We start from the raw sequence: 12,980 nt of genomic DNA, 5'->3' as shown, positions 1-12,980 counted from the left end.
ATATAATAATTTCCGAATAGATATAAAAAAAGGCCTCAATAGAGGCCTTTTTAACATTTATGGCAAATCGGAATATCAGGCTTCCGAAATAACTTCGAACGGAATTTCGACCGAAACTTCCTTGTGGAGTTTCAGTATGGCACGATATGAGCCAACTTCTTTTACCGAATCCTTGATAAGGATTGTCTTGCGGTCTATTTCGAATCCTTTCTTAGCCAATTCTTCAGCAATCTGAATATTCGTTACCGAACCGAAAATCGTACCGGTCGAACTTGTTTTTGCGCCAATCGTCAACGAAACGCCTTCGAGTTTCGCAGCCAGTGCCTGTGCATCTTCTTTGATCTTGGCCAATTTGTGCGCACGTTGTTTCAGGTTTTCAGCCAACACTTTACGTGCCGACTCCGAAGCAATCACTGCTTTACCTTGCGGGATTAGAAAGTTACGTCCGTAACCGTCTTTCACGTTTACGATATCGTCTTTGTAGCCTAAGTTTACTACATCATCTTTCAAAATAACTTGCATATTCTGTCTCCTCCTTAAAATTATTTCATCAAATCGGTTACGTAGGGAAGCAATGCCAAATGGCGCGCTCTCTTCACGGCTTGTGCCACACGACGCTGAAACTTCAATGAAGTTCCGGTGATACGGCGCGGAAGAATCTTACCCTGTTCGTTCAGAAATTTCTTCAGAAATTCAGGATCCTTATAATCGATATACTTGATTCCGCTCTTTTTAAAACGGCAATATTTTTTCTTCTTCACATCCGACGACATCGGAGTCAGGTATCTGATTTCCGTCTGATTGCTGTTTGTATTTGCTGTTGTCATGATTAATTTTCCTTTTCTGTTTCTTTCGATGCTTTCTTCAAACCTCTTCTCTTCGCAGCATATTCGGCCGCATATTTGTCTTGACGGAAAGTCAGGAAGCGGATTACGCGCTCGTCGCGGCGGAATTGTGTTTCCAATGTCGTAATCGTTTCCGGATTCGCCTTAAACTCGATGAGCCAATAAAAGCCGGTTGTCTTTTTCTCGATCGGATAAGCCAATTTACGCAAGCCCCAATCTTCTTCATTCACAATCTCTGCATTCTCGGCAGAGAGCACTGCTTTGATTTTGTCTACCGCTTCCTTCATCTGTGCGTCAGATAAAACGGGAGTTAAAATGAAAACGGTTTCGTAATTGTTCATAAATGTTACTGTTTTAAAATTTGCGGTGCAAAGGTAGTCATTTTCTTGATATATCCAACTTTTCCCGATGAAGTTTTTTTTCGTAGCTTTGCGGCGGTTTATCATGTAATACGGGATGATGATACGATTTTTTCGCTATCTTTTAGCTGCTGTTGGTACGGTTTTCTATTGGGAGGGATATGCCGAACAACCGGATTCCTTACCTCCTCGTACATTATATTATATCGGAGCATTCGGATCGGTGGCTTCGAATGGCCTTACGCCTTTTGGGATTGTAAATGGTCGATACGGGAAAGTGCCTTTGAAGGCTAATAACGGTTACCTTTGTACCGCTGTCTATCACCGGCAACAAATAGGGAGAAACTTCCGCTGGGATGCGGGAATGCAATGGATCGCCTCAACGTCGCGTTATCGAAATGTTTATCTGCAAGAACTTTATGCGGAGCTATCATATAAAGAACGGTTTCATTTGAGTATAGGAAGTCGTGAAGGAAGAAACGACGGATATAATCAGTCGCTTGGAGACCGGCAGTTGAGCAGTGGCGATCTGGTGCTTTCGTCGAATGCTCGTCCTATTCCGGAGATCAATCTGTATGTCCCCCGTTTCCTGAGCATTCCCGGCACCTCGGGGTGGTTGCAGGCAAAAGGAAATTTTGCCGTCGGACGTTCGTTCGATACGGACTATTTGGAGTCGTTCCGAGAAGCAAAGCAAACATACGTACGGAATGTATTGTGGCATCATAAGTCGATTTATCTACAAATAAAAGATTTGCAGGGAGATTTTCCCGTTTCGCTGATACTCGGCGCACGTCATTTTGCGCAATGGGGAGGAACATCCACTCATCCCCGGTTGGGCAAACAACCCCAATCACTGAAAGATTTCCTGCGTATTGTGGCGGGTACGTCGGGGGGGAGTGATGCGAGCATTTCGGACCGGATCAATGTCTTGGGAAACCATTACGGTTCCTACGATTTTCGTCTCGGATACGAGGCCGGAGACTGGTCGGTTTTCGGATATTACCAACATTTTTTCGATGACCGATCAGGTATGGAGTGGTACAACACGTGGGATGGCCTGAGAGGGATTGAACTCCGTCTGCCTCGTCTGCGATGGCTAAATAAGGTGGTTGTGGAGCATCTCTCTACCATGGATCAGAGCGGCCCGCTTCATTTTATTGATTTCAATCATGATAAGTATCCGGGCTACGGAGGCGGAGCAGATAATTACTACAATAACGGCGAATATACGACAGGCGCTTCGTATTTTAACCGTTCGCTTGGCTCTCCGTTTCTGATTTCGCCGGAATATAATAAAAACGGACTGCTTGGTTTCCGTCATAACCGGGTACGTGCATGGCATCTGGGCATCTCGGGCCAAGTTTGCAGGGATGTGACTTACCGGGTAAAAGCCTCTTCGGTCGAGAGCTTTGGAACACCGTATGCGCCGACTTTGCGTAACCTTACCCTTTTTTCGATAGTGACCGACTGGCGTTATACGTATCGTTCACGCAGCAGGAAAGAGGAGCGCGAACTGCCTGACTGGGAATTTGGAGTAGCTGCCGGAATAGACCGCGGTTCGTTGCTTGGAAATCATTGGGGACTAAGCTTCTCTGTAACAAAACAAGGGGTATTCGATCGTACGTTTCAAAGATGATAAACGTCCGGACTGTCGATCGATTTAATTTCGTATTTACCCCAAAGCATGGGTGTTGGCTCAATATGGCAGAAATAGAGTTTCACGTTTTAAACAGACAATGCTTAAACAGGCATATTTCAACCATGGAAGAAAGAACAAAAGAAATCACGCTCTGGCAGATTGTGCAGAACCTTTAAGGCGCGAGAAAAAGAAGAGCGAAAAAACGCAAAAACACTTGCGTCCGTATGCAGCAAAATTTACATACGGGAGAAAATAAATTTTCGTCCGTATGTAAGTTTACGCGCGTCCGTATGTACGTAAAATCCGAGCGGGTTTCACCCTTTAAAGATAGCTTCTCTCTTCTCCCCTACTCTATTCAAAAGTCTTTCGTTACCGTCTTCATACCGAGGATTTCGGCACAAGTAAAGAAAGATGTTACGGATACCCCGAGGATACCGTGCAGACTCAGGTTCTGTCCTGTCAGAAACAGGTTAGGGACCGGCGTACGTGGCATTAGCACGGTACTGATCGGAGAAGTACAGTCTTTTTGGATACCGTAAGCCGAACCGTCGACCGTATTCGTATAGCGGCGGTACGACAAGGGCGTACTGGTATATATCTCTTCGACGGCATCGCGCAGCCAAGGCAGCCGGCGCGCAGCAAAAGCAACGCATGCCTCGGCCTTTTCACGCTTTATCGCGGCATAGTCTGCATCACGAGGCGCATCTTTCCATCGTTCTACCTCGGCCCATGACATGGGGGTAAGCAAATCGATGTTCGGTGTATAGCTGTCACCGTTTTCCGGTATCTTATAACTGATAAACATACCGGAAGGCTCTTTATCAAAACGATATCGCCAAAGGTCGGACGTCTCGTCGTGAAGGTAAATGTTGCGGTTGCAGTAAGGCACACTGTCGGGACGCAGCCGGATGTTGGCCGTAAATACACCGGCCGTATTAGGTAGATGAGTGATACGTTTGCGGAAAGCTTTACGAATACACCGACTCTCTTCGAGCATCGAATACGTATAGGCAGGATGGGCGTTAGAGATGAAGAAGCGAGCGGTAAGCTGTTCGTCACCGTTCACCTCGACGGCGGTGATTCGTCCGTTCGTTTCAATCAGCCGTGTTGCACCTGCCCGGGTACGCACGGTCCCTCCCATCGCCTCGATCTGTTGCACCAAACGATCGGCAATCTGTGAGCCTCCGCCACGCAGCCGCCACGCACTCTGGATATAGGAATTATGAATCTGGGCAAACGTATAGAGCGGCAGCTTGTCGGCATCCAGCTCCATCTTGAGCGAAGTGCCCGAAAGTACCTTTCGCAACAGCGGATCGTCGATTGTTTCATGCAGAAATTCATACGCCGAACGTCCGAACAAGGGAAGAACATATTTTCCATTCATTACGTCTGGATTGAACACGTCGAGCAGATGCTCGCCGACCGTTTTCAGAAAAGCGGTATAAGCCTCCAACTGTTTGCGCTGATGCGGAAAGGATTCTGCCAATGTATCGACAAAACGTTCGTGTCCGTTGGCAAAGAAGTAAGGCTGTTCCCCGATAATCACTTCGTCGAACAGATCGTCCATTCGTTGCCACGGCAAATCGAGCAGTCCAAAATAACGGAAGAAAGGATAAAGCGATTCACCTTCGCCCAGTCCTCCGACATAATGAAACCCCGTGTCGAACGTCACGCCTTTTCGCCGAAAAGTCTGTAAGCAACCGCCGACCTGTGTATGTTGTTCCAGTACGCATACATTCAACCCGTGACGGGCTAATATAAAACCGCATTCCAGACCGCCCAAGCCTCCTCCGATAATAATTACGTCGTAATTCACTGTAGTATATATGTTGACAGGCAGGTGATACTAACGGTCAGCCGTTCATGTTTCGGATAACAAGGGTCGAGTTTGTTCCGCCGAAGCCAAACGAGTTCGACAGAAACATCTCAAAATGCTTATCGATGCGTGTTGCGGGAATATTGAGTTTGGCCGAGTCTTCATCAGGATTTTCAAAATTGAGATTCGGCGCGATAAAATCATTTTTCATCATCAGCATCGAGTAGATGACCTCGCTTGCTCCCGCCATCCACATCTCATGTCCGGTCATAGACTTGGTCGAAGTAACTTCCGGCTTCCGGTCGCCAAACACACTGTCGATAGATTTCGCTTCATTCTTATCGCCCACAATGGTTGAAGTCGCATGTGCATTCACATAGCCGATCTCGCGGATGTCTATGCCCGCTTGCTTAAGCGCCATACGCAATGAGCGTACCGGTCCTTCGACGTTCGGCACCGAAATATGGTCGCCGTTCGACGAAAAACCGTATCCGCACACTTCGGCGAGAATCGGTGCCCCCCGGCGTACGGCCGATTCATAATCCTCGAGGATCACCGTTGCGGCACCCCCACCGGGCACCAATCCGTCACGGTCGCGGTCGAACGGGCGGGAAGCTTTCGTCGGCTCACTCTCCCTGACCGAAAACGCACTGATTCCGTCAAAGCTGCTAACGGCAAATGGATTTATCTCTTGGGCGCCCCCACAAATCACACAGTTTTGCAGTCCGTCACGGATCAGCAACATGCCCAGACCTATCGCATGCGATCCACTGGCACAAGCGCCCGAAACCGTCAGGTTCATACCTCTCAACTTAAAGATGCACGAGAGGTTCATCGTGACCGTCGAATTCATTGACTGAAAAATAGCTCCTGCACCGATCAAAGTCGTGTCCTTCTTTTCACGCAAGATGTCCACGCTTCTGACCATGGCTTCGGAAGTACTGTCATTCCCATAAAGAATACCTACTTCGTGCTGTTCGATATAATCGGTATCCAACCGTGCCTGCGCCATCGCTTCACAGGTGGCTACGTAAGCATATTTGGCCTGCTCGGGCATATATCCGCGTTGACTGCGGCTGAGTATCCCTTTCAATTCGGGAATTTCGAGATGCCCCGTTAACGCCGAACGAAATCCCATCTCTTTCCGGACAGGATCAAAGATTATTCCTGATTGTCCATGATAAAGCGATTCTCGCACTTCGTCCAGATTCTTCCCGAGGCACGAATAAATGCCCATTCCGGTAATAACTACTCTTCTGTTCACGTTGTTCTTGTTATGTTATCGTCTGTGCAAAACTCGGCAAACATAGATAAAAAAGCCGAGATTCCGATACATGAGCCAATAAAAACATCCACAGATTCAGGTATAAAATGAGACCCATGTTATTTGCCGGTCGCATCGCTTGGCAAGGAAACTCTTTACCAAGTGCGCGGCCGATACGTCCGATAGTAATCCTGCCCAATCTGTATAACAGCGAGTTGGGAGTTATAATCTCGGATCCACTTCTTCACTTTCCAAGGCCAATATCCCGAATACACTTTCATGTACTCGTCTTAAAGGTTCTTTTTTCACAAATCTTTCCAGCCCTTCTATGCTAAGGGCAAATTCTCGGAGCGCCAACGATTGTTTTCTCGAAAGACTCCTATTTTTAAGTCGTTCGATATTTTCGGGAGCATCGTATTCAGGCCCGTAGATAATTCTCAAATATTCGCTTCCCCGACATTTTACGGCCGGCTGCAAAAGACCTTCCGAGCCATAAGCGATGAAGTGATACGGTTTTACCACCATGCCTTCTCCTCCTTTGCTTGTCAGGTCGAGCCACCATTGCACGGCATCATCAAAGCTGGACGGATCATTGAGTTCGACGATCTTGTATGGAGTTGTCATAAACAATCGAGGATCGTTCTGGCATATCTTGGCGATGTGCTCCATGTGCCATTCATGCGTTTTGTCTACGTGTACTTGGCCTTCAGTCGCTAAAATATGGAAAGGCGCTAATTTGTAATCGTCGATGTTTCGAACGGTCCAACAATAGTTTTGATAGGCCTTTACATACTTATTGATCGCCTTAGCCTTAGCCTCAAACTTCTCTAAACAAGACTGCGCCTCTTTCATGCCTCTGCCGACAGCCTTTTGCAGTACCTGTTCAACGACCGTCAATGCGTTTCCTGCTGCTGCGCCGACCGACGCATACTGGTCTTTCAGCAAAGCTTGCGCTTTGGCAGACCATGGCATTAATTCCGCATCCAGACAGATCCAGTCTGTGTTGAATTTTTCCCAGATGTTCGCTTCCGACAGGCATTGATTGACTCTTGTCATAAAAGCCTTTTCCATGACCGGCTCATTGAAAAAGTTCCTGCCCGTTCGTGTATAACAAACTCCGATACCTTCATTTTCAATACCAAATCGTTTGAGGACTGTTTCTTCGTCTTTACAAATAACCAAAACAGCTCTTGAGCCCATGTGTTTTTCTTCACAAACAACTTTCTCGACACCTCTTTTTTGGTAATAATTCAAGGCCTGTACAGGATGTTCAAGGAAGTTGGGTAAGTCACTGGTGGCACATGGAGACATCGTCGGGGGGAGATAAATCAGCCATTTGGGATTGATGGCAAAGCGGCTCATCACTTCTAAGGCAACAATCGAGTTTTCTTCGCGAATGGTGATGTTTTTCCTGAGCCGTGTTTGCACAATACGCTTTCCTGTAACATCTTCAATGTTCAGTAAGTCGTCATATTCGTGTTGTGAGCTGAGTTTCTTTTCCGATGCAGGGTAGTCTAAGGGCTTTACGGGTTGGTAATAGACCTGTTGGGCCTTGACGGAGACGAGTTCTTCTTCCGGATAGCGTAATGCCGTCAGTTTACCTCCAAACACACAACCCGTGTCAATATCCATTGTCCGGTTTAACCATTCGGCGTCCGGAACGGGAGTATGCCCATAAACGACTTTGGCCTTCCCTCTGTATTCTTTCGCCCAGTTATACCTGACTGGTAACCCAAATTCATCGATTTCTCCCGTCGTTTCTCCATACATACAGAAAGAACGAATAGCGCCGGAGGCACGGCCTTGCATTTCCTCTTTCAGTCCCGCATGGGCAACAACCAGATTGCCTTTGTCAAGCACATAGTGACTAATCAGGCCATACAAAAACTGCCTAACGCTCTGTTTAAACGCGATAGATTCGCTTTCCAATTGTTTTACCGTCACTTCTAAGCCGTGTTTGATTTGAACTTGTTTGCCGCTCAGATATTTCAGCAGTTTGATATCATGATTGCCCGGCACGCAATAGGCCACTCCGGAGTGGACCATGCTCATCACCAAGCGTAGTACACCGGGCGAATCAGGTCCCCGGTCAACGAGATCGCCGACAAAGACGGCCTTTCTATCGTGAGGAGCGAGCACCTCAAATCCGAAGTTCGAATCGTCCGTTTCCACATGGTTTATTTGGTAGCCGAGCGTCGTAAGAAGTTCGTATAGCTCATCGAAACATCCGTGCACATCACCGATGATATCGAACGGCCCTGTTTCATCCTTCTTATCGTTATACAGTTTTTCCCTTTTGATTTCAAGCACTTGTTCTACTTCTTCCACCGACTTTAACACATAAATCTGTCTGAAGCCTTCTTCTTTTAAATGCTTGATGCTCTTTTTCAGCTGTTGACTTTGCTGATGAATAACGTGTGCTCCGATGTTACGCGATAGTCTGTTTTTGTTCCTTTCTTCGCAGACTTTTTCAGGCAGGTCCAACACAATGGCCACCGGTAAACAATGGTATGTTCGGGCTAACTCTACCAATCCTTTTCGCGATTCTTTCTGTACATTGGTCGCATCGATCACGGTCAATAAGCCATTCTTCAAACGTTTGCCCGCGATGTAATATAAAACATCAAACGCGTCGTTCGTAGAGGCCTGATTGTTTTCATCGTCCGAAACGATCGCTCTGCATTCGTCGGACGATAAGATTTCCGTGCGTTTGAATAATTTTTTAGCCAAGCTGCTTTTTCCGGAGCCTGAAATACCGATTAATACGACTAATGAAAGTTCGGGGATTTTAATTTCCATATCGAAAGATTGCCATTTGTGACGGAGCTCCGATCTGTGCTTCTTCGTCACCGACCGGTAAAATCTCCACGTTATAGTTATACGTTTCTCCTATCTTGTTTGCCCATTGGGCGAACTCTTCTCTGGTCCACTCAAAGCGATGGTCGTCATGCCTCATGTTTTCAGCATCCAACTTCTCCCACATCACATTGTATTCTTTGTTGGGCGTCGTCAGGACGACGGTTTGCGGTTGAGCGCATTCAAACAATACACGTTCAAATGCCCGGAGTCTGTTTAGGTCTAAATGTTCGATCACCTCTACAACGGCTGCCGCGTCAAACCCTTCGAGACGTTTGTCTCTGTACGTTAATGAGCCTTGAAAAAGATGAATCCGCTCTTGCTGCTTCGGAGACATCTCATTGAAATGAAGCTTTTCTTTGGCTTTCAACAATTCCTGATATGAAACGTCCATTCCCGCAATCTCAGTGAACTGTTTTTGTTGCAAAAGTTCCCTAATCAGCTTTCCGTCTCCGCATCCTAAGTCCAACACGCGTTCCGCACCGGATTCGGCTAATTTCTGCGCCACCAACTTGATTCGTTTTTCGTGGAGCGTTTCTTTCCGTTTCTCCGATTCTGTTTTTTCGGCGGGCGCTTCGATCGAACGGTCTATTTCTTCTCCTTCGCTTAACCGTTCGAGCGCTTGGCGCGAAAGCGAATGCAGATGAATCAAATAACGCTTGATAATCGATTCTTTTTCGGGATGATCGTTGAGCCATCCTTTTCCTTTTTGAAGCAGCTTCTCCATTTCGTCTTTGCTCACAAAATAATGCTTGTCATTGTCCAGCGCAGGGATTAAGACGTACAGATGCGAAAGCATTTCCTTTGTGGTTATGGTATGTTCCAGTCTTAAGGAGAAGTATTTACTGACTCCCCATTCCGAAAATTTATCATCTAACGTATGATTTTTCACTTCCACCTTGTATCCGAGAGGCACAAATAACTTTCGAATCAGCATTTCTCCACCTTTGGGTGCAGGGAGCGAGGCGATTGAAATCTCGAAAGGCAATTGCATCTCTACAAGTTCCGGCCTCTCTTTGCATTTGCCGTTCATGGCCGATGAAAAGACTTTCGAAAGAGCTACACTCATAAACGAGGAAGCCACATAAGGCCGGTCGTTTACATAGTGTGCGAGGGCAAATCCGTCTCTGCCCAAATTTCTTGCGTTACGAACCATCTCTATCGGATCGATGTCGAGCAAAAGGCTGACGGTAATCTTCTCCTCGCTCTTTTCCGGATAGAACACATGAACTTTTCCAACCGACAAGTCGAACGTTTGAAATTTGTCCGGATGTTTATGAAGCAAGTAGCCGAAGTCTGCAGTCGGTCGATGTGTTGTTGTAATGTTTAAGATCATATTATGATGATGTCTTTTTATATATTTATCCCATTCAAAACTTGCTTCTTACGATGCCTTTATCGATATATCGAAACATATCCGTAAGCCGCAAAGGTATGATGGGGATTGTACTATTTTTACGTTGATGAAATATTGATTCGTTTGTTTATTCGTATATCTGTTTGTTTTATGACTGATCTTTTGATCATTTTTTTCTAACGTACAAAGATACAAACTTCATTTATTTTATACATATATTCACGCTTGTTGCTGAATATTATTTTGATTGTGAGCGTTTGGATTTGCAGGGATTTTCGCTTAATTTTGTCTCTCCAAAAATTTAAATAAATCGCGTCATGAAAGATTTTACTTATTATGCTCCTACCGAAGTGGTATTCGGAGCAAACTCGGAAGAGAAGGTTGCGAAGCTGATCAAGCGTTACGGAGGGAACAAGGTGTTGATACATTACGGAGGAGGCAGCGCCGAGCGCTCCGGTCTGCTTGGGAAAATTCGCGACCTGCTCAACGGCGAACAGATTCCTTTCGTAGAGTTGGGCGGTGTCGTGCCTAATCCCAGACTGTCGAAAGTGTACGAAGGTATCGAGTTGGGACGCAGCGAGCGTGTCGATTTTATCCTTGCCGTGGGAGGAGGAAGTGTCATCGACTCAGCCAAGGCGATTGCCTACGGACTGGCCTACGAGGGCGATGTGTGGGACTTCTTCGAGGGTAAAGCGAAAGCACGAGCCTGCTATCCCGTGGCGGCCGTACTGACCATCCCTGCGGCAGGGAGTGAGATGAGCAGCGGCAGCGTGATCTCGAAGGAAGAAGGAGAGCTTAAACGGGCTTACGACAGCAACTTGGGACGTTGCCGTTTCGCCATCATGAACCCGGAGCGCACCTATACGTTGCCTCCCTATCAGACAGCCTGCGGAGCAGTAGACATTATGATGCACACGATGGAGCGCTATTTCTCTCACGACGACGATATGACGCTTACCGATACGCTGGCCGAAGGATTGCTGCGCGTCGTCAGGGACAGTACGTTTAAGGTGCTGGACGACCCGACGAATTATCGACATCGCGCTCAGATTATGTGGGCCAGCAGTCTTGCGCACAACGATCTGACGGGATGCGGGACAACGCCCGACTTTGCCACGCACATGCTCGAACACGAACTGAGCGCTCTGTTCGACGTAGCTCACGGCGCGGGGCTGGCGGCCCTCTGGGGAAGCTGGGCGCGTTACACCTACCGTGAGAACGTATCCCGTTTCGTTCGCTTTGCCGTCAATGTGATGAGGATCGACAACGACTTTACCGATCCCGAAGGTACGGCGCTAGCCGGCATCAAGGCAATGGAAGACTTCTACCGGGCTATCGATATGCCGGTGGGCATCCGAGAATTGATCGAGCGCGAAGCTACCGACGAAGAGATCCGGCTGATGGCCGATAAATGTAGTCGGAACGGCAGCGTGACGGCCGGTAACTTTAAGAAACTGAATCGTGAGGATATGGAAGCCATCTACCGCATGGCCAACCAATAAACCCTCAAACACTTCAACAACAAAACACCGATGAATATTCGGATTACTCACATCGATATTTATACCGAACAGGAAATCATCCGCGACGGAAGTCTGCTGCTGTCCGACGGTGTTATTGCGTCGGTCTGTCGTACTTCGGAAGAGACGGCAGACGCGGAGACCGTGATTGACGGGAGAGGACTTGCGGCGGTGCCCGGCTACATCGACGTGCATTGCCATGGAGGAGGCGGGTACGACTGCAATCAGGGAACGGAAGAAGCCGTCGTGAAGATGCGTACATTTTACGGCAAGCACGGCGTGACCACGCTCTACCCGACGTTGGCGGCCGACCTGCTGCCCGCACTTGAGCAAGGGCTGCAAGCCATCCGTTCGGTCATGCGGCAGAACCAGGCGGGAGAGACGGAGATCGCAGGCTGTCATCTCGAAGGACCTTTCCTGAACAAGGTCTACAAAGGAAGTCAGTCCGAAGACGCCATTCTCCCCATGACAGACGATCATCTGCGGTTTTACGAAACTTACAGCGATGTCATCCGGCGCACTACCATCGCGCCCGAAGTCGGGCATAACCTCGATTATTTTCCGGCGTTGCAGGCGATGAGCATCCAACTGTCGGTAGGGCATAGCTGTGCCGAATACAGCGAAGTGCTGGCGGCGATAGAGGCCGGAGCGACGAGCGTGACGCATCTCTACAACGCCATGTCGCAGACGAAGAAAACGGGGCCGTTCCGCATCGGTGGTGTCGTTGAGGCGGCATTGACGCAAGACGCGCTGTATGCCGAAATCATCTGCGACGGCTATCACTTGCCCAACGAACTGATTCAGATTGCTTACCGCTGCAAAGGGGCGGATAGGCTCTCGGTCTGCTCCGATGCCGGCAGAGCGGCCGGCGTCGTAACGCACGGCGACACGATTCATTCGTGCGGAGAGACGTACGTCGTCGAAAACGGGGTTGTCATGAACAGCGCGCGCACTTCGTTGGCCTCGTCTATCACTCCGATCGACGGGATGGTTCGTCATCTCATCTTCAACGTCGGACTGCAGGCGACCGATGTCGTCAGGATGACGAGCGGCACGACCGCCAAAATGATGGGAATCTTCGATCGCAAAGGTTCGATTGCCGTCGGCAAAGACGCCGATATCAATCTCGTCGATGCACGGTTCAACGTCGTAAAAACCTTTTGCAAAGGCGTGGAGGTGAACAGAGAGTAGGTCTCCTCGAATCTTAAAATCCCTTCCGGATGATGGATGTTCCGGAAGAATCACCTCCGGAGAGAGGGTTAGCGAAGGACTGAACCACTATGGATTGAAAATCCATAGGTTCGATTTCGACTAAAAGTCGTTT

Annotated in this window: 10 protein-coding genes and 1 pseudogene; 4 read left to right on the top strand and 7 right to left on the bottom strand. The window is 48.0% G+C overall.

Annotated elements, in window-relative coordinates:
* Nucleotides 1-75: 75 nt before the first annotated feature.
* From rplI to rpsF, 3 genes are read right to left on the bottom strand one after another with little or no spacing between them, the layout of a single operon-like run.
* Complete coding sequence (gene rplI, locus ACTTKA_RS03385; protein ID WP_014226426.1) at nucleotides 76-522, bottom strand: 50S ribosomal protein L9; 447 nt, start codon at nucleotides 520-522, stop codon at nucleotides 76-78.
* 20 nt (nucleotides 523-542) lie between these two features.
* Nucleotides 543-827 carry a 30S ribosomal protein S18 gene (gene rpsR / locus ACTTKA_RS03380; protein ID WP_014226425.1) on the bottom strand — a complete coding sequence of 95 codons (285 nt, stop codon included), beginning with the start codon at nucleotides 825-827 and terminating at the stop codon, nucleotides 543-545.
* Nucleotides 828-829: 2 nt separating this feature from the next.
* Nucleotides 830-1,186 carry a 30S ribosomal protein S6 gene (gene rpsF / locus ACTTKA_RS03375; protein WP_014226424.1) on the bottom strand — a complete coding sequence of 119 codons (357 nt, stop codon included), beginning with the start codon at nucleotides 1,184-1,186 and terminating at the stop codon, nucleotides 830-832.
* A gap of 115 nt (nucleotides 1,187-1,301) precedes the next feature.
* On the opposite strand from rpsF, the gene ACTTKA_RS03370 reads away from it, so the two are divergent.
* Complete coding sequence (locus ACTTKA_RS03370; protein ID WP_442723973.1) at nucleotides 1,302-2,840, top strand: capsule assembly Wzi family protein; 1,539 nt, start codon at nucleotides 1,302-1,304, stop codon at nucleotides 2,838-2,840.
* Nucleotides 2,841-2,854: 14 nt separating this feature from the next.
* A pseudogene (locus ACTTKA_RS03365) lies at nucleotides 2,855-2,960 on the top strand (transposase); the annotation flags it as partial.
* Nucleotides 2,961-3,198: 238 nt separating this feature from the next.
* On the opposite strand, the gene ACTTKA_RS03360 reads toward ACTTKA_RS03365, so the two are convergent.
* From ACTTKA_RS03360 to ACTTKA_RS03345, 4 genes are all read right to left on the bottom strand, one after another.
* The gene (locus ACTTKA_RS03360) at nucleotides 3,199-4,659 is read right to left on the bottom strand and encodes a phytoene desaturase family protein (protein WP_442723972.1); all 1,461 of its coding nucleotides are present in this window, start codon (nucleotides 4,657-4,659) and stop codon (nucleotides 3,199-3,201) included.
* Between the two features lie 37 nt (nucleotides 4,660-4,696).
* Complete coding sequence (locus ACTTKA_RS03355) at nucleotides 4,697-5,923, bottom strand: beta-ketoacyl-[acyl-carrier-protein] synthase family protein (protein WP_442723971.1); 1,227 nt, start codon at nucleotides 5,921-5,923, stop codon at nucleotides 4,697-4,699.
* Between the two features lie 222 nt (nucleotides 5,924-6,145).
* Nucleotides 6,146-8,722, bottom strand: coding sequence for a polynucleotide kinase-phosphatase (locus ACTTKA_RS03350; protein ID WP_442723970.1), 2,577 nt, complete (start codon nucleotides 8,720-8,722; stop codon nucleotides 6,146-6,148).
* On the bottom strand, nucleotides 8,712-10,115 hold the full coding sequence (locus ACTTKA_RS03345) for a 3' terminal RNA ribose 2'-O-methyltransferase Hen1 (protein WP_442723969.1): 1,404 nt from the start codon (nucleotides 10,113-10,115) through the stop codon (nucleotides 8,712-8,714). The genes ACTTKA_RS03350 and ACTTKA_RS03345 overlap by 11 nt, the downstream gene beginning before the upstream one ends.
* Before the next feature lie 338 nt (nucleotides 10,116-10,453).
* Between ACTTKA_RS03345 and ACTTKA_RS03340 the strand changes: the two genes are divergently transcribed.
* Both ACTTKA_RS03340 and nagA read left to right on the top strand, forming a co-directional pair.
* Nucleotides 10,454-11,638, top strand: coding sequence for an iron-containing alcohol dehydrogenase (locus ACTTKA_RS03340; RefSeq protein WP_442723968.1), 1,185 nt, complete (start codon nucleotides 10,454-10,456; stop codon nucleotides 11,636-11,638).
* A gap of 30 nt (nucleotides 11,639-11,668) precedes the next feature.
* A complete protein-coding gene (gene nagA / locus ACTTKA_RS03335; protein ID WP_442723967.1) occupies nucleotides 11,669-12,847 on the top strand; it encodes an N-acetylglucosamine-6-phosphate deacetylase in 1,179 nt (392 codons plus the stop codon).
* Nucleotides 12,848-12,980: the final 133 nt, after the last annotated feature.

This window comes from Tannerella sp. (assembly GCF_052170195.1).
Classification (GTDB): domain Bacteria; phylum Bacteroidota; class Bacteroidia; order Bacteroidales; family Tannerellaceae; genus Tannerella.
The sequence above is the reverse complement of the archived record's forward strand: the minus strand, read 5'-3'. Positions and strand labels throughout refer to the sequence as shown.

Coding starts and splice junctions, on each gene's coding strand:
- ACTTKA_RS03345 (WP_442723969.1), bottom strand. CDS start 10,115: ATGATCTTAAACATTACAACAACACATCGACCGACTGCAGACTTCGGC.
- nagA (WP_442723967.1), top strand. CDS start 11,669: ATGAATATTCGGATTACTCACATCGATATTTATACCGAACAGGAAATC.
- rpsF (WP_014226424.1), bottom strand. CDS start 1,186: ATGAACAATTACGAAACCGTTTTCATTTTAACTCCCGTTTTATCTGAC.
- ACTTKA_RS03340 (WP_442723968.1), top strand. CDS start 10,454: ATGAAAGATTTTACTTATTATGCTCCTACCGAAGTGGTATTCGGAGCA.
- ACTTKA_RS03370 (WP_442723973.1), top strand. CDS start 1,302: ATGATGATACGATTTTTTCGCTATCTTTTAGCTGCTGTTGGTACGGTT.
- ACTTKA_RS03350 (WP_442723970.1), bottom strand. CDS start 8,722: ATGGAAATTAAAATCCCCGAACTTTCATTAGTCGTATTAATCGGTATT.
- rplI (WP_014226426.1), bottom strand. CDS start 522: ATGCAAGTTATTTTGAAAGATGATGTAGTAAACTTAGGCTACAAAGAC.
- rpsR (WP_014226425.1), bottom strand. CDS start 827: ATGACAACAGCAAATACAAACAGCAATCAGACGGAAATCAGATACCTG.